Genomic DNA, 15,838 nt, shown 5'->3' with positions numbered 1-15,838 from the left:
TCCGGTGTTCCGGCATCACCGTCTATCGCCGCCTGAGCGGAAGAGAGCAGCGAAGCAGGACATGTTCCCGCCCCGACTTCGCCCCTACGACCCCGACCAGCCGAACCTTCAGCCGTACTTTCCCGGGTACGTCGCCCCCGCGGTGCCCGTACTGATCATTTGTGGCGTGGTGTCGCTCGCCCTCGTCACCTCGGGGGGTCTGGGCTGGCTGCCGATGCTCGCCGTCGGCCCGGCGCTCGCCGCCGCCACCTGCCGACCGTGGGGGGTGCTGAGGGTCGGACTGCTCGCCATCGCGATGAGCGGGCTGCTGGGGGCGTGGGGCGGAGAGCAGCCGCGCACCCTGGCGATCATGGTGGCCACGCCCGCCGCCGTGACCCTGGCGAGCAGTCTGGCCAGTGGTCTGCTCAGGCGCCGTGAGCAGGTTCTCGCCGCGGTCCGCTCGGTCGCCGAGGCCGCCCAGAACGCCCTGCTCAAACCGGTGCCCGCCCGGGTCGGTCAGTTCCAGGTGGCCGTCCGCTACAGCGCCGCCGCCGCCGAGGCGCGGGTGGGCGGCGATCTTTACGCCCTGCTGCCCACCCCGCACGGAGTCCGGCTGATCGTCGGCGATGTGCGCGGCAAGGGACTGCCCGCGGTGAGCACCGCCGCGCTGGTGCTCGGCGTCTTCCGCGAGGCCGCCTACGACGAACCCGACCTGCTCGACGTCGTCGCCAGGATCGAGCGCAGCCTGTCTCGCAACCTGGCGCCCGACGACTTCGTCACCGCCGTGGTCGCCGGGTATCCCGGGGAGGGCCGGATGGAGCTCGTCAACTGCGGACACGCCCCGCCGCTGCTGTTCGGCGCGTCCGGGGTGATCGCCGTCGAGCCCACCCGCCCGGCCCCGCCGCTCGGTCTGGCCTCCCTGGGCGGCGATCAGCCGAGCCTCCAGGCGGTGCCGTTCGCCGACGGGGACCAGCTGCTGCTCTACACCGACGGGGTCATCGAGGCGCGGGACCGGGGCCGGGAGTACTTCCCGCTGCTGGAACGGGTGCCGCGGCACATCTGCGACGAGCCGTCCCGCACGCTCGCCGCGCTCCACGACGAACTGCTGACCCATGTGGGCGGCCGGCTCCACGACGACGCGGCGCTGCTGCTGCTCCGCAAGCCGGCGCTCGGCACGGTGCGCACGGCGGTCGATATGCCGTCGGCCGATGTGCCGTCGACCGATGCGCCGTCGGTGTGATCCCGGATGCCGGTCCGTCAGACGACGCCCGGTCATGACGGCGGCCAGGCGGCCGGGCGGACCCCACCCGGAGTCCGTCCCCGCCCCGGCTGGGGACCGTCCCAGCTGGGGACCGTCCCGGCTGGGGACCGTCCCGGCTGGGGACCGCCCCGGCTGGGGACCGTCCCGGCTGGGGACCGCCCCGCCACCGGGGGTGTAGCCCGTTCCACCCCCAGTACGGGACCGCGCTCCCTCCCGCGCGGCCGCGCCCGTTTCTAGCGTTCTTCGTGGCCGGCGGACCGTCTGATCCGCCCGGTGCGCGGGACACGGAAGAGGGGCGGGACAGATGGACGGGCAGGGGCGGAGCCGTACGACGGCCACCGCGGAACGGGCGGGGACCTGGCACCACGCGCTGAGCCTGGAAGGCGTCAGCCGGGAGTACGGGCGGGGGGTCGTGGCGCTGCACCCCATCCATCTGACGGTGCCGCGCGGGCGGTTCCTCGCGGTGATGGGCCCCTCCGGCTGCGGGAAGTCGACGCTGCTTCAGTGCGCCGCCGGGCTCGACCGGCCGACGGCCGGAACGGTGCGCATCGGCGGTACGGAGCTGTCCTCGCTGAAGGAGGCGGCGCTGACCCGGCTGCGGCGGGAGCGGATCGGTTTCGTCTTCCAGGCACACCACCTGGTGCCGTCGCTGAGCGTCGCGGAGAACGTCGCCCTGCCGCTGCTGCTCGGCCGCCGGACCGTCGGCGACCGCGCCCTGCGGGGGCTCGCGGCGGTCGGACTCGGGGACCGGGGCGACGCCTCGCCGTCCGAGCTGTCCGGCGGGCAGTGCCAGCGGGTGGCGATCGCCCGCGCGCTGGTCACCGCGCCCGACATCGTCTTCGCCGACGAGCCGACGGGCGCACTCGACCCCGCCGCCGCGGAGGAGGTGCTGGCACTGCTGCGGGAGGCCGTCGACCGTGAGGGCCATACGGTCGTCATGGTCACCCATGACCCGTTCGCCGCCGCCTGGGCCGACGAGGCGCTGTTCCTGATGCGGGGGAGGCTCGTCGGACGGCAGGAGCGGCCCGACGCGGCCGACATCCGCCGCTTCCTCAAGGACCTGGGAGTGGGGACGGCGTGAAGGCGACCGCCAGGCGTGGCGTGAAGGCGACCCCCGGGGCCGGGGTGAAGGCGACCCCCCGGGCCGGCGTGAAGGCGGACACCTGGGAGGGCGGGAAGGTCACCGCCCTGCTGGCCGCCCGCGCCATCCGTGCTCACCGTAAGGCGTGGACCGCCGTCTTCGCCGCGCTCACCCTCACCTCCCTGCTGCTTGGCGCCTTCGGGCTGACCCTCGCCTCGGCCTGGAGCGCCCATCCACGGGTGGAGCGGTACGCCGGGGCCGATCTCGTCGTGGCCGGCGACCAGACCACTCGCTTCAGCGCGACGTCGCTGGGCGAGCGCGAGACCGTGAGCGCCGGGCTCACCGAGCGGGTCCGGATCCCCCGCACGGCGCTGACCGTGGTGCGCGGGGTGCCAGGGGTGCGCGCGGCCGTCGCCGACGTGGAGTTCCCGGTGGGGCTCGCGGGACGGTCCGCCACCGGACGGCCCTGGGAGGCCGCCCGGCTGGCGCCCTACGCGCTACGGACGGGCCGCGCCCCGCAGCGCGCCGACGAGGTCGTGACGGGCGGCGGCGCGGGCCGCGTCGGGGCGCGGCTGACGTTGCGCGTAGGCGGCCGCGACACGGCGTACACCGTGGTCGGCGTGGCCCATGGCCCGCGCACCGCCGTCTGGTTCACCGGCGCCGAGGCCCACCGGCTGGCCGGCCACCCGGACGCGCTGGACGCCATCGGCGTCGTCGCCGGACCCGGCACGGACCCGGAGGCGCTGGCCGGGCGGGTGCGGACGGCCCTGGACACGGCCGGTGTCACCGACGTCGGGGGTCGCGCGGATGGCGACCCGGCCACCGTGCGCGTCCTGACCGGGCACGGCCGGGGTGAGGCCGAGCACCTGGACGCCGCGCCCGCCCGCGGCGAGCTGCTGGCGGCGCTCGCCTCCGTGGCCGGCACCGTCGTCCTCGTGGCGCTGCTCGTGGTGTCGTCGACCATCGTCCAGGCGCTGCGGCAACGCTCCCACGAGCTGGGCATGCTGCGGGCGGTCGGCGCCACGCCGGGGCAGCTGCGCGGTGCGGTGGGCCGGGAGGTGGGGCGGGTCGCGGCCTGGGCGGCGCTGGTGGGCGCGGCCGGGGCGGCCCCCGCCTACCTGGGGCTGCGTGCCCTGCTGGACGCGCGGGGCGCGCTGCCCACCGGACTCGACCTGACACTGCCCGCGCCGCTGTGGACCGCGCCCCTGGCCACCGCCGCCGTCACCGTCCTGGTGGCCCGGATCGCGGCGCTCATCGGCTGTTCCGGGACCGCCACGGCGCGTCCGGCGGAGGCGCTGCGCGAACGGACGCCCGGCAGGGCGCGCCGTATCACCGGGCTGGTGCTGCTGGCCGTGGGCGCGGGTTCGGCGGGGACGGCCGCCCTCCAGCAGGGGGCGACCGCGGCGGCCGCGGCCGGTGCGGCGGCGGTGACGATGGTGATCGCCTGCGCGGTGCTCGGACCGTGGATCGCCGAGGGCGCGATGCGGCTGCTCGGGGCTCCCTTGCGGCGGTTCGGCCCCGGCGGCCGCCTCGCCGCCGCCAACTGCGCCGCGTCCGCCCAGCGGCTGGGCGCGGCGATCACCCCGATCGTGCTGGTCACCGCGTTCGCCGGGGTCCAGCTCGGCGGCGGCGCGACGCTGACGCACGCGGGGGACGCCCAGGCCCGCCAGGTGCTGCGCGCCGATCTCGCGGTGCACGCGGACGGCGGGCTCCCGGCCGGCGCGGTGGAGCGGATCCGGCAGGTCCCCGGCGTACGGGCGGCCACGGAGGTCGTCCCCGGCACGGTGCTGCTGGCGGCGCGCCGGCTCGGCTCGCCCGAACTGGAACGGCTGCCGGTCTTCGGCGTCACCCCTGAGCGGCTGACGCGCACCCTGGATCCGGGGCTGCGGGACGGTGATCTCGCCCGGCTGCGGCCCGGTACGGTCGCGGTCGGCGCCGACCGGGCGGACTCCCTCGGCGTACGGCCCGGCTCCACGGTGACCCTGCGCTTCGGGGACGGTCAGGAGGCCCGGCTGCGGGTCGTGGCGACCTACGCCCGCTCGCTCGCCCTCGGGGACTTCCTCCTCTCGCGCGAAGAGCTGCTGCGCCACACCTCGGCGTCCGGTACGGGTCCCGGTACGGGGCGGGTCCTGGTCGCGACCGCGCCCGATGCCGACCGTAAGGCGGTCACGAAGGCGCTGGCGCGGGCGGTGCGCGGGGCCCGGGTGGAGCGGGACCCGGCACCGGTCAAAGGCGAGCCGGCGGACCGGGCGCTGGCCGAGGTGGTCTCGGTGGCCGTGGTCGGGGCGATCGGGGCCTTTACGGTGATCGCCGTCCTGAGCACCCTCGCGCTCATCGCGATCGGCCGCCGGCCCGAGCTGCGGCTGCTCCGGCTGGCGGGCGCGGACCGCGGCCAACTGCGCCGGATGCTGCGGCTGGAGGCGGCGGCCACGGTGCTGACCGGGCTGCTGGTGGGCGCGGCCGTGGCCGCCGTACCGCTGCTGGCCTTCAGCGTGGCCATGGCGGGCACGGTGCCGTATCTGCCACCGACGCAGGCCGCGATGATCGTCGCGGTGGTCGTGGCGACGACGGCGGCGGGCGCCCTGCCACCGGTGTGGACCACGCTGCGGGGGCGGTACCCACGGGAGGCGGCGGCGCGGTAGGGACGACCGGGGCGCAGAGGGCGAACGGTGGCCGCTGGCCGACGACAGGCGGCTGGCCCACACCGGGCCGACCGACGGCGAACGACGACAGGTGGCCGGTGGCTGACCGATGGCGGCAGGCGGCCGATGGCGACCGGTGAACGGTGGCCGACAGGGCGGGCGGTACGGGGCGGGCGGTACGGGGCGGGGCGCGCACCCGCCCCGCCCCGCCGACCGTCGCGCGTTATGACGCCACCCGTTATGACGCCGCGCCGTGCCCAGCCCCCTTGTTCGCCCCCTTGTCGAGGTACGCCAGAACCGCCAGCACCCGTCGGTGCCCGCTGTCGCTCGGCGGCAGCCCCAGCTTGGCGAAGACATTGCCGATGTGCTTGCTGACCGCGCGCTCCGAGACCACCAGCGTCCGGGCGATCGTGGTGTTGTCCCGGCCCTCCGCCATCAGGTGCAGCACCTCGCGCTCGCGCGGCGTCAAGGAGTCCACCGGGTCGTCACGGCGCCGGGTCAGCAGCTCCTTCACCACTTCCGGGTCCAGCGCCGTACCGCCCGCGACCACCCGCTCCAGCGCGTCCAGGAACTCCTCCACCCGCCCCACCCGGTCCTTCAGCAGATAGCCGAGCCCGCCCGCGCCATCGGCCAGCAGCTCGGCCGCGTAGGTCTCCTCGACGTACTGCGAGAGCACCAGCACTGGCAGGCCGGGCATCTCCCGCCGCGCCGCGAGCGCCGCGCGCAGCCCCTCGTCGCGGAAGCCCGGCGGCATACGGACGTCGAGCACGGCCGCGTCCGGGCGGTGTTCGAGGAGGGCGGGCAGCACCTCGGGGCCGCTGGACGCGACCGCCACCACTTCGTGCCCGGCGGAGGTCAGCAGCAGGACCATGCCCTCCCTCAGCAGGGCGTTGTCCTCGGCGATCACCACACGCACGGCAACTCCACTTCGATCAGCGTCGGCCCCCCGACGGGGCTGGTCATCTCCACGGTCCCGTCGAGCGCCGCGACCCGGCGCCGCATGCCGAGCAGCCCGCTGCCGCCCGAGGGGTCGGCCCCGCCCCGCCCCTCGTCCCGTACCGCGACCCGCAACCGGTCTCTCATCCGGACCAGGCTCACCGACGCCTGCCGCGCCCCGCTGTGCTTGGCCGCGTTGGTCAGCGCCTCCGCGATCACGAAGTACGCGGCCGCCTCGACCGCCGCCGGTGCCCGGGGGCCGTCCGCCACCCCGTCGTCGTGCACGGACACCTCGAGCCCGCTGCCGGCCGCCAGCGCCCGTACGGCGCCGACGAGTCCGCGGTCGGTGAGGATCGGTGGGTGGATGCCGCGCACGACATGGCGCAGCTCGGTGAGCGCCTCCTCGGCCTGGTCCTGCGCGTCCTCCAGTAGCTTGCGCGCCGCGTCGGGGTCCTTGTCGTACGCGCGCCGCGCCAGCCCCACCCGCATCGAGAGCGCCACCAGGCGCGCCTGCGTACCGTCGTGCAAGTCCCGCTCGATACGGCGCAGTTCCGCCCCATGTGCGGCGACGGCGCCCGCCCGGGTCTCGGACAGCTCCGCCACCCGCTCGGCGAGCCGGACGGTGCGCAGCGCCTCCGGCGACGGCAGCAGCAGCGCCCGCGACCACGCCGCGTCGACGTCGACGAGCCGCTCGATCAGCGGCAGCACCACGGCCCGCTTCCGCAGCAGCCCGCACCACACCCCGTCGACGAGCAGTCCGACGACCCACACCGGCAGCGCACAGCAGGCCAGCAGCCAGCCGTAGACCGCGTGGGCCGCGAGCCAGCGCAGATCGCGGTACGTAACCGGATCCCCGACCGCCGTCCGCACCCGCGTGAACACCTCCCCGGTCAGCGGCCGGTACGCCTCGGGCACCGGCTCCCCCGTCCAGGAGCCCACCCACCGCCGCTTGTACCCGGCCGTCCTGCGCAGCAGCAGTACCGACTCGGGCAGCACCCCCGCCCCCACGACGGTGACCATCGCGACGGCGGTGAAGACCGCCAGCGCGACGAAGAAATACGAGACCAGGGACAGCCCGGCCCCCCTCAGTAACTCGACCGAGGCCCGCTGCGCCCGCCGCACCGTCTCCCGCATGGCCGTCAGGCTAAGCGACCCGGCGCGCCCACGGGGGCGGAGCGGGTGGCCCGATATGCGGCAGCGGGCAGGTTTCACGTGAAACATCCGGTACCGGTGGAGCGCTTCAGGCCCGCCTCCCAGCGACGCTTCCGCTCGCACCCGTTGACGAACGAGTGCTCCCTCAACTCGGCGAATCGCCGGCCTCGGTGTCGGCCCCGGTGTCGGCCCCGGTGTCGGCCTCCGCGTCGGCGGCCGTGGCTTTGTCGGGTACGAGGACGAAGCTGATGATGTGGCGGGTACGGCCGTCGTCGGGGGTGGCGTGGGCGCGGCGGGCGACGGCGGCTTCGATCTCTTCGACGAGTTCGGCGAATTCGTCCTCGGTCAGCCAGACCGCGCCCTGTCGGTAGACGACGCCTTCGCGGGCGGGCTCGGTGTCGTCGCGGGAGAGGTAGCGGTCGAAGTCCGCCATCAGGGCCCCCGTGAAGACGGTGAAGGCCTGTCGGTGATCGTCCTTGGTCATGGCGGTGCGGGCGTCGGTGTCCACGAGGGCCTTGTCCTGGCGGACCCGGTAGCTGCGTTCGACGGTGCCGCGGATCCGCCTTTCGTGGACCACCTCCAGGATGCCGGCCTGGGTGAGGGTGGCGATGTGCCGGTACATGGTGGCCGGCGGGACCTCGGGCAGCCGATCGCGCAGCTGGGCGGTGGTCAGCTCATCGGCGCCGACCAGGGTCTGCAGGATGCGCATCCGGACGGGATGAAGGAGGAGATTCGGGGTGGGCATGACTCCATGGTCTCACATCTGATAACGTTCTCGTAGTTGAGAGCAATGAGAGGCGGAGCCTTGCCCGACACCGATATGACGGTCACCGTGGATGACGGAACCCCCCTGGCCGGCACTCTGACCCTGCCCGCCGGGTCCGGCCCGCACCCCGCCGTTCTCCTGCTGCACGGCTCCGGCCCCCTGGACCGCGAGGGCAACGCCCGCAAGATCCGGATGAACCTCGGCCGGCCGCTGGCCGCCGCCCTCGCGGCGGAGGGGATCGCCACGCTCCGGTACGACCGTCGCGGCGTCGGCGCCACCCCCGGCACCTGGCGGGCCGCCAGCTTCACCGACAACTACAAGGACGCCGCCGTCGCCCTGCGCGCCCTGGCCGCCCACCCCGCCGTCCGGTCCGACGCCGTCGGTGTCGTCGGCCACAGCGAAGGGGCCCTGCACGCCATGACCCTCGCCGCGCGGCACGAGGTGCGGGCGGCGGTGCTGCTGGCCGGCTACGCACGCCTGGGCGAGGACGCCCTGCGCTGGCAGGCCCGCTCGATCGCCCAGGACATGCCCGCCCCCGTCCGCCTCCTGCGGCGCCCCTTGGGGGCCTTGGGCAACCGGGCCCTCGCCCGGATCAAGAAGACCCGTACGGATGTGGCGCGTATCGCCGGAATTCCGCTCAACGCCCGCTGGATGCGGGAAAACCTCGTCCACGACACCCGTGACGACCTCGTGGCCATCCACGCACCCGTCCTGGCCGTCACCGGTGACAAGGACGTCCAGGTCGACCCGGCCGACTTGGCCGAGATCGACCGGCTGGTGCCGGGCAAGACGGAGATCCACCGAGTGCCCGACCTCACCCACGTCCTGCGCCGCGACCCGGCGCACCACACTCTCCGCTCCTACCGCCGCCTTCTGCGTGACCCGGTCGACCCCGACCTCCTGACCCTCGTCACCAGCTGGCTCGTCCGCCAACTCGACGCGGCCCCGGGGCAGATGCGCACCGAGGGGCGAACGACCTCCTTCTGAGCCGGGCCCGGCGCCCGCGCACGAGCGCCCGCCCCCTCCACCGCGTGTAAGACAACCCAACGGACACCGGACACAGGGATTTGGCATGCCTACTTCAAGTTACGCGACCTCCGCCCACCCAGCCCGCCCCGCCCACCCCGCGACCCCCTCCGTCCCCGACCGCCGCCGAAGCGACCTCATCCTCTTCATGGCCATCGCCTTCGGCGTGAGCTGGGTGTCGTGGTCCGCGGCCATCGGGATCGGCGGAGAGGCGATGAAGTCCCCCGCGGCCCTGCCCTATCTCGTCGGCGCCTTCGGCCCGTTGACAGGCGCCCTGGTGATCCGGGTCCGCCGCAGGCGGCGCGGCGAGCCCGTCCCCGAACACGCGGTCCGGTTCCGGCGGAGCACCCTGTTCTGGGCGCCGCTGCTGCTGGTGCTGGCCTCGGCAAGCGTGCTGTCCGCCGCGCTGCTGGCACACGAAGCGGGTGGCCCCGCGCTGAGCTGGGAGGGCGCGAAGGACGTGATGAACGACATGGGCGGGCCCGCGGCGTTCCTCGTCAGCATGGTGATCTCCGGTCCGCTGTCCGAGGAGCCGGGCTGGCGCGGCACCGCCTACCCGAGGATGCGCGCGTCGATGGGCCGCTTGCAGGTCGGCCTGGTGCTGGGTGCCATCTGGGCCGTATGGCACCTGCCGCTGTTCTTCATCGACGGAACCCCGCAGAAGGAACTGGGCCTGAACACCCCGGGCGGCGTGCTCTTCGCCGTCAGCACCATCCCGATGGCCATGCTGACCGCCTCCGCCTACGAACGCGCCGGCGTCGTGGCGTCGATCGCGGTGCACTTCGCGGTCAACACGACGATGGTCCTGCTGGACGTCAAGGCCCCCGTGACGCAGGCCATGATCATCGGTATCCAGGCCATCGTCGCCGTGCTCCTCCTGGCCACCAGCCGCCCGGCGAGCGGACCCGCCCCGACCGCCCCCGCGACCCCGGCGGACGGCGCCGTCCGGGCCTGACCGCCCAGCGGCGGCAGCCCACCTGCCCCGGACCGGTGCTACGCATCGTGCCGGGGCAGGTGGACTTTCGCATCGTCGTAGGTGGCGTCGTCCGCCGGCTCGGCCGGGGCGTAGACCAGGTGCAGCACACCGGTACGGAAGGCGGCGGACGAGACCAGTCGCAACGGGATCGTGGGCTCCCCCTCGTCGAACAGCCGCATGCCCCTGCGCACCGCGATCGGGTGCACCAGCAGATGCAACTCATCCAGCAGCCCATGAGCCAGCAACTGCCGCACGACCGAGACCGAACCGCTCACGGCGACAGTCCCACCCGATTCGCGCTTCACCGCGGTGGCGGCGTCCACCAACTCCCCCTTCAGCTGTTCGGAGTTCCGCCAGCGGAACTCGAGATCCTGGCGCGATACGACGATCTTCCGAGTGTCGCCGAGCTTCTTGGCGAACCCGGCGTCCTCACCGCCGGCCCTCTCCCGGTCCGGCCACGCCCCGGCGAAGCTGTCGTAGGTCCTACGGCCCAGCAGGATGGTGTCGGCCACGCCGAGGGTCGCGTCGACGGCGGCGCCCATCTCGTCGTTGAAGTAGGGGAAGTGCCACTGATCGGGTGCCTCCACGACACCGTCGAGCGAGATGAACAGACTGGCAACGATCTTCCTCATGAGGCCCTCCGGAGCAGGCGGTCGGCGCACGCTTCCCCCTTCAGACCGCCGCAGCCCCCCAAACTCATCGGTGGCGTCCCCCGCCCTCGAACGAGCCACACCGCCGCCACGGTGCCGCTCATCCTCGGCGTCCCGGAACGAGTGGTGACGCAGATCATGGGGTGGTCGTCCCCCGCCATGGCCGCTGGGACCGAAGGGCGCCGGCACGTCTCGTCGAGACCGCGGATGAGACGACGAACGACGAAGGGCCCGGACCATGATCGGTCCGGGCCCTTCATCTGCCCTGCTGGGCGGCTGCGGAGGATACGAGATTCGAACTCGTGAGGGGTTGCCCCCAACACGCTTTCCAAGCGTGCGCCCTAGGCCTCTAGGCGAATCCTCCGCCGCAAACAATACAAGACCGAATGCCGTGCTCGCGAACTCGTTCCCACCGGGGTCGATCCGCTAAGGTGGGGGCCAGCCCCTCACGTGGCGCTATCTCACCGAACTCCCCCAGGGCCGGAAGGCAGCAAGGGTAAGTGGGCTCTGGCGGGTACGTGGGGGGCCCTTCGCGTCTGTGGGGGCTGTGTCCCGGCGGTCGCCGCGGGGAGCTGTCTCTGCGGGGCCGGGGTGCGGGGCGTCCCGTGGGGTGCGGGCGGCGTCCCGTTGTCCGTGGGCCCCGATATCGTCGTAAGCGTGTCGTCCCTCGCGCTGTACCGCCGCTACCGACCCGAGACCTTCGCGGAGGTCATCGGGCAGGAGCATGTCACCGGCCCGCTGCAGCAGGCGCTGCGTAACAACCGGGTCAATCACGCGTATCTGTTCAGCGGTCCGCGCGGCTGTGGCAAGACGACCAGTGCGCGCATCCTGGCCCGCTGTCTGAACTGCGAGCAGGGCCCGACACCGGCGCCGTGCGGCGAGTGCCAGTCGTGCCGGGACCTCGCGCGGAACGGACCGGGGTCGATCGATGTGATCGAGATCGACGCCGCGTCCCACGGTGGTGTGGACGACGCCCGTGAGCTGAGGGAGAAGGCGTTCTTCGGGCCCGCGTCGAGCCGCTACAAGATCTACATCATCGACGAGGCCCATATGGTCACCTCGGCCGGGTTCAACGCCCTGCTGAAGGTGGTCGAGGAGCCCCCGGAGCACCTCAAGTTCATCTTCGCGACCACCGAGCCGGAGAAGGTCATCGGGACGATCCGGTCGCGTACGCATCACTATCCGTTCCGGCTGGTGCCGCCCGGGACGCTCCGCGACTACCTGAGGGAGGTCTGCGGGCGCGAGGCGATCCCGGTCGAGGACGGGGTGCTGCCGCTGGTGGTGCGGGCCGGGGCCGGATCCGTGCGGGATTCGATGTCGGTGATGGACCAGCTGCTCGCGGGCGCCGCTGACGACGGCGTCACCTACGCCATGGCGACCGCGCTGCTCGGTTATACGGACGGCTCGCTGCTCGACTCGATCGTGGACGCCTTCGCGGCGGCCGATGGCGCGGCGGCGTTCGAGGTCGTCAACCGCGTGATCGAGGGGGGCAACGACCCCCGGCGCTTCGTTGCCGATCTGCTGGAGCGGCTGCGTGACCTGGTGATCCTCGCCGCCGTGCCGGACGCGGCGGAGAAGGGGCTCATCGACGCCCCGGCCGATGTCGTGGAGCGGATGCAGGCGCAGGCGTCGGTCTTCGGCGGCGCCGAGCTGAGCCGGGCGGCCGATCTCGTCAATGAGGGATTGACCGAGATGCGCGGCGCCACCTCGCCGCGGTTGCAGTTGGAGCTGATCTGCGCCCGGGTGCTGCTGCCCGCCGCCTTCGACGACGAGCGCTCGGTGCAGGCACGGCTGGAGCGTCTGGAGCGCGGGGCCCTCGCGGGCGGCCTGGGCGGCGGCGCCGGTGGCGCCGGTGGCGGTGGTGGCTTCGCGGGAGCCGCCGGGCCCGGCCCCGCCATGGGGTACGTACCAGGGCCCGACGCCCACGCCCCGGCCGCCCCGGCGGCTCCGCCCGCCGCGGGGCCGTCCGGCCCGGCCGCCGCGCGTGCGGCCATGGCCGGGGGAGGGCCCGGCCAGGGGCAGGGCCCGGGAGACCCGGCCGGCGCCGAGGCACCCGGCGGGTGGCCCGCGGGTGCGCGGCCCGCGGCGGACAGCGGTCCGGGCGGTGCGGGGGACAGCGGACAGCAGGCCGGTGCCCCGGCCGCGCCCCCGGCGGGCGGCGGCGGGCAGCGGCCCGGTGCCTGGCCGTCGGGCGCCCAGCTCCCGGCCGCGGAGGGCGGCGGATCACGGCCCGGAGCCTGGCCCACCGCCTCGGCTCCCGGCTCCGGGAGTCCCGGAGCCGGCGGCGCGGGCGCTGCTCCTAGCGGCGGGGGCGGTGGCGGTGGACGGGGTGCCGGGGCGCCCGCCCGACAGCCGGGCGGCTGGCCCACGGCCGCCGCGCCGGGACAGGGCGGCGGCGCGCCCGCACCGACGCCCGCGGCGCCCTCCGCGCCGACCGCGCCCGCCGCACCCTCCGCGTCCGCACCGGGTGCACCGGGTGCACCGAGCATGGCGCAGGGCGCCGTGCAGGTGCGGCAGATGTGGCCGGACATCCTGGAGGCGGTCAAGAACCGCCGCCGCTTCACCTGGATCCTGCTGAGTCAGAACGCGACGGTGTCCGGTTTCGACGGCACCACCCTCCAGCTCGGCTTCTCCAACGCGGGCGCACGCGACAGCTTCGTGGGCGGCGGCAGTGAGGACGTGCTGCGACAGGCGCTCCAGGACGCCATCGGTGTGCAGTGGCGGATCGAGGCGATCGTCGACCCCTCGGGCGGCGCCGGCCAGCAGGGCGGCGGCCCAGGCGGTCCCGGTGGTCCCGCTGGTCCGGGCGGCGGCTACAGCGGAGGCGGCGGCTACGGCGGAGGCGGCGCCGTCGGTGCCGGTGGCGGTGCCGGTGCCGGTGGCTTCGGCGGCGGTGGCGGAAGCGGCGCAGGCGGCTTCGGTGGCGGCAGTGGCGCTGGTGGCGCTGGTGGCGGTGGCTTCGGCGGCGGTGGCCAGCCCATGGCGCCACGGCAGGCCGCGCCCCGGTCCGGTCCCGCCTCCCCGCCCCCGGCCGCACCCGCTTCCCCGTCCGGCCCGGCGGACGCGGGCCCGCCCCCCGAGCCGGTGGCGTACCGGGAGCCCGAGCCTCCGCGGGTGTCGCTGGAGGACGACATGCCGGCCGAGGACGACCCGGATCTGGACGACACCGCGCTGAGCGGGCACGACCTGATCGTCCGCGAGCTCGGTGCCACGGTGGTCGAGGAGATCGTCAACGAGTAGGCCGGGACGGGTAGGCGAGTAGAGGAACCAGTGGGAGACCTGTGAGAACCGCGTACGAGGCGCGGGCCATGCCCCGGGGCCCCGCATGATCGCATCGTCCGCACGTACCCACTCCACCCCTCGTCCCACGTCTCCGCGGCGTGCCCGCGTCTCCTCCGTACGGCGTAGGGCAAGGCGCCCGGGGAGCACGTAGGCTCGGGCTATCGAAGAGAACGACTGTCGAGAGCCAGGAGCGAAGCCGTGATCCCCGGTGGTGGTCAGCCGAATATGCAGCAGTTGCTGCAGCAGGCTCAGAAGATGCAGCAGGACCTCGCCACGGCCCAGGAGGAGCTGGCCCGGACCCATGTCGAGGGTTCCGCGGGCGGTGGTCTGGTGAAGGCGACCGTGACCGGTGCCGGTGAGTTGCAGGGCCTGGTCATCGATCCCAAGGCCGTGGATCCTGAGGACACGGAGACCCTCGCGGATCTGGTCGTCGCGGCCGTCCGTGACGCCAACAACGCCGCGCAGGAGCTCCAGCAGCAGAAGCTCGGCCCGCTGGCCCAGGGGCTGGGCGGGATGCCGGGGCTCCCGTTCTGATCCTCGGGCTCCCCGAGCCCACCGGGTTCTCCGTACTTCCCGGCCCGGCTTCCTGGTCGGCCGGGAGGATGCGGCGAAACCGAATATTCATGTGAAGTACAGCCACCGCGTGGCGGCGCGAGATTGGATGAAGGCGTGTACGAGGGCGTGGTCCAGGACCTCATCGACGAGTTGGGCAGGCTGCCCGGCGTCGGTCCCAAGAGCGCGCAGCGGATCGCCTTCCACATCCTCCAGGCCGAGCCCACCGACGTCCGCCGCCTCGCGCACGCGTTGACCGAGGTCAAGGAGAAGGTGCGGTTCTGCGCGGTCTGCGGGAACGTCGCGGAGGCCGAGCAGTGCCGCGTTTGCCAGGACCCTCGTCGCGATCCCGCGGTCATCTGCGTGGTCGAGGAGCCGAAGGACGTCGTCGCGATCGAGCGGACGCGTGAGTTCCGGGGGCGCTATCACGTGCTCGGCGGGGCGATCAGCCCCATCGAGGGCGTCGGCCCGGACGATCTGCGGATCAGGGAGCTGCTGGCGCGGCTCGCGGACGGGACGGTCACCGAGCTCATCCTGGCCACCGATCCGAATCTGGAGGGCGAAGCCACCGCCACGTACCTCGCGCGCATGATCAAGCCCATGGGCCTGAAAGTCACCCGGCTGGCCAGCGGCCTCCCTGTCGGTGGCGACCTGGAGTACGCCGACGAGGTCACGCTGGGCCGTGCCTTCGAAGGGAGAAGACTTCTCGATGTCTGACGCAACGCTGCACGACGCCCACCCGGACCCGGACGACTTCGCGGTCCAGATCTCCGACCAGATCGAGAGCTTCATCGTCGCGGTCACCGAAGTCGCCAAGGGTGACGAGCCGGACAGCGCTGTGCCGTTCCTGCTGCTCGAGCTGTCCCAGCTGCTCCTCGCGGGCGGCCGGCTCGGCGCGCACGAGGACTTCGTCCCGGACGAGCGGTACGAACCGGACGCCGGTCCGGAGCCGGACGTCGACGAGCTGCGTGAGCGCTTCGCCCGGCTGCTGGAGCCGGTGGACGTCTACTCGGAGGTCTTCGACCCGTACGTGCCGCGCAGCCAGCCCGTGGCCTGCCGGATCTCCGACGATCTGGCCGGAATCATCACCGATCTGCGGCACGGGATGGCGCACTACCGCGAGGGCCGGATCAGCGAGGCGCTGTGGTGGTGGCAGTTCTCGTACCTCTCCAACTGGGGGACGACCGCCTCGGCGGCCCTGCGCGCGCTGCAGTCGCTGGTCGCGCACGTACGGCTGGACAGCCCGCTGGACGAGCTGGACGGCCTGGACACGGACAGCAACGCGGGCGGTGACGAGGAGCTCGCGGAGGAGGCCGGCCGGGTCATGGCGGCGGAGATCGCGGCGCCGCTCGGCCTGCGCTCGGGGCAGGGCTGAGTTCTGCGCTCGGGACACGGCTGAGTCCTGCGCTCGGGACACGGCTGCGTCCTGCGCCCGGGGCAGGGCTGAGGGGCATCCCGGACGGCCCGCGGCGCGGGCCGGTTTCTGTGAGCTGAGTTACGTTCCCGTGTGCTTCGTCCGTCAGCGGGCAGGGTTC

The 15,838-nt window shown here is 73.9% G+C and carries 13 protein-coding genes, 1 tRNA gene and 1 other RNA gene; 10 read left to right on the top strand and 5 right to left on the bottom strand.

Annotation, left to right across the window (positions count from 1 at the left end; translation table 11 throughout):
- The first annotated feature begins 61 nt into the window (after positions 1-61).
- The 3 genes from N6H00_RS19605 to N6H00_RS19595 all read left to right on the top strand — a co-directional run bounded on the left by N6H00_RS19605 (position 62) and on the right by N6H00_RS19595 (position 4,963).
- Complete coding sequence (locus tag N6H00_RS19605; protein WP_268973084.1) at positions 62-1,219, top strand: PP2C family protein-serine/threonine phosphatase; 1,158 nt, start codon at positions 62-64, stop codon at positions 1,217-1,219.
- A gap of 325 nt (positions 1,220-1,544) precedes the next feature.
- The gene (locus N6H00_RS19600) at positions 1,545-2,321 is read left to right on the top strand and encodes an ABC transporter ATP-binding protein (RefSeq protein WP_268973083.1); all 777 of its coding nucleotides are present in this window, start codon (positions 1,545-1,547) and stop codon (positions 2,319-2,321) included.
- A 20-nt stretch (positions 2,322-2,341) separates the two neighbouring features.
- The gene (locus N6H00_RS19595; protein ID WP_268973082.1) at positions 2,342-4,963 is read left to right on the top strand and encodes an FtsX-like permease family protein; all 2,622 of its coding nucleotides are present in this window, start codon (positions 2,342-2,344) and stop codon (positions 4,961-4,963) included.
- A 238-nt stretch (positions 4,964-5,201) separates the two neighbouring features.
- Here N6H00_RS19595 and N6H00_RS19590 read toward each other — a convergent pair whose 3' ends face one another.
- The 3 genes from N6H00_RS19590 to N6H00_RS19580 form a co-directional block, all read right to left on the bottom strand.
- The gene (locus N6H00_RS19590) at positions 5,202-5,879 is read right to left on the bottom strand and encodes a response regulator transcription factor (protein ID WP_268973081.1); all 678 of its coding nucleotides are present in this window, start codon (positions 5,877-5,879) and stop codon (positions 5,202-5,204) included.
- Complete coding sequence (locus N6H00_RS19585; RefSeq protein WP_268973080.1) at positions 5,867-7,033, bottom strand: sensor histidine kinase; 1,167 nt, start codon at positions 7,031-7,033, stop codon at positions 5,867-5,869. The genes N6H00_RS19590 and N6H00_RS19585 overlap by 13 nt, the downstream gene beginning before the upstream one ends.
- A 163-nt stretch (positions 7,034-7,196) precedes the next feature.
- The gene (locus N6H00_RS19580) at positions 7,197-7,796 is read right to left on the bottom strand and encodes a helix-turn-helix domain-containing protein (RefSeq protein WP_268973078.1); all 600 of its coding nucleotides are present in this window, start codon (positions 7,794-7,796) and stop codon (positions 7,197-7,199) included.
- A 60-nt stretch (positions 7,797-7,856) separates the two neighbouring features.
- Between N6H00_RS19580 and N6H00_RS19575 the strand changes: the two genes are divergently transcribed.
- Positions 7,857-8,804, top strand: a complete 948-nt coding sequence (locus N6H00_RS19575; protein ID WP_268973077.1) for an alpha/beta hydrolase family protein — start codon at positions 7,857-7,859, stop codon at positions 8,802-8,804.
- Positions 8,805-8,889: 85 nt separating this feature from the next.
- A complete protein-coding gene (locus N6H00_RS19570) occupies positions 8,890-9,798 on the top strand; it encodes a CPBP family intramembrane glutamic endopeptidase (RefSeq protein ID WP_268973076.1) in 909 nt (302 codons plus the stop codon).
- A 38-nt stretch (positions 9,799-9,836) separates the two neighbouring features.
- Here N6H00_RS19570 and N6H00_RS19565 read toward each other — a convergent pair whose 3' ends face one another.
- Both N6H00_RS19565 and N6H00_RS19560 read right to left on the bottom strand, forming a co-directional pair.
- On the bottom strand, positions 9,837-10,451 hold the full coding sequence (locus tag N6H00_RS19565; RefSeq protein ID WP_268973075.1) for a dihydrofolate reductase family protein: 615 nt from the start codon (positions 10,449-10,451) through the stop codon (positions 9,837-9,839).
- Between the two features lie 297 nt (positions 10,452-10,748).
- Positions 10,749-10,833 (bottom strand) — tRNA-Ser (locus N6H00_RS19560).
- A gap of 74 nt (positions 10,834-10,907) precedes the next feature.
- Between N6H00_RS19560 and ffs the strand changes: the two genes are divergently transcribed.
- The 5 genes from ffs (at position 10,908) to N6H00_RS19535 (ending at position 15,678) form a co-directional block, all read left to right on the top strand.
- Positions 10,908-11,002: signal recognition particle sRNA small type (gene ffs, locus N6H00_RS19555), an RNA gene on the top strand.
- Between the two features lie 124 nt (positions 11,003-11,126).
- Positions 11,127-13,709: a DNA polymerase III subunit gamma and tau gene (locus N6H00_RS19550; protein ID WP_268973074.1), complete on the top strand. Its 2,583-nt coding sequence runs from the start codon at positions 11,127-11,129 to the stop codon at positions 13,707-13,709.
- Positions 13,710-13,949: 240 nt separating this feature from the next.
- Positions 13,950-14,285, top strand: coding sequence for a YbaB/EbfC family nucleoid-associated protein (locus N6H00_RS19545; protein ID WP_268973072.1), 336 nt, complete (start codon positions 13,950-13,952; stop codon positions 14,283-14,285).
- A gap of 135 nt (positions 14,286-14,420) precedes the next feature.
- Positions 14,421-15,020 carry a recombination mediator RecR gene (recR, locus tag N6H00_RS19540; protein ID WP_064456056.1) on the top strand — a complete coding sequence of 200 codons (600 nt, stop codon included), beginning with the start codon at positions 14,421-14,423 and terminating at the stop codon, positions 15,018-15,020.
- Entirely contained in the window at positions 15,013-15,678 is a 666-nt protein-coding gene (locus N6H00_RS19535) for a DUF5063 domain-containing protein (RefSeq protein ID WP_268973071.1), read from the top strand. The genes recR and N6H00_RS19535 overlap by 8 nt, the downstream gene beginning before the upstream one ends.
- The last annotated feature ends 160 nt before the right edge of the window (positions 15,679-15,838 follow it).

It is taken from the genome of Streptomyces sp. S465, assembly GCF_026898115.1.
GTDB lineage: Bacteria > Actinomycetota > Actinomycetes > Streptomycetales > Streptomycetaceae > Streptomyces > Streptomyces luomodiensis.
This window is presented reverse-complemented; position numbering and strand designations above follow the sequence as displayed.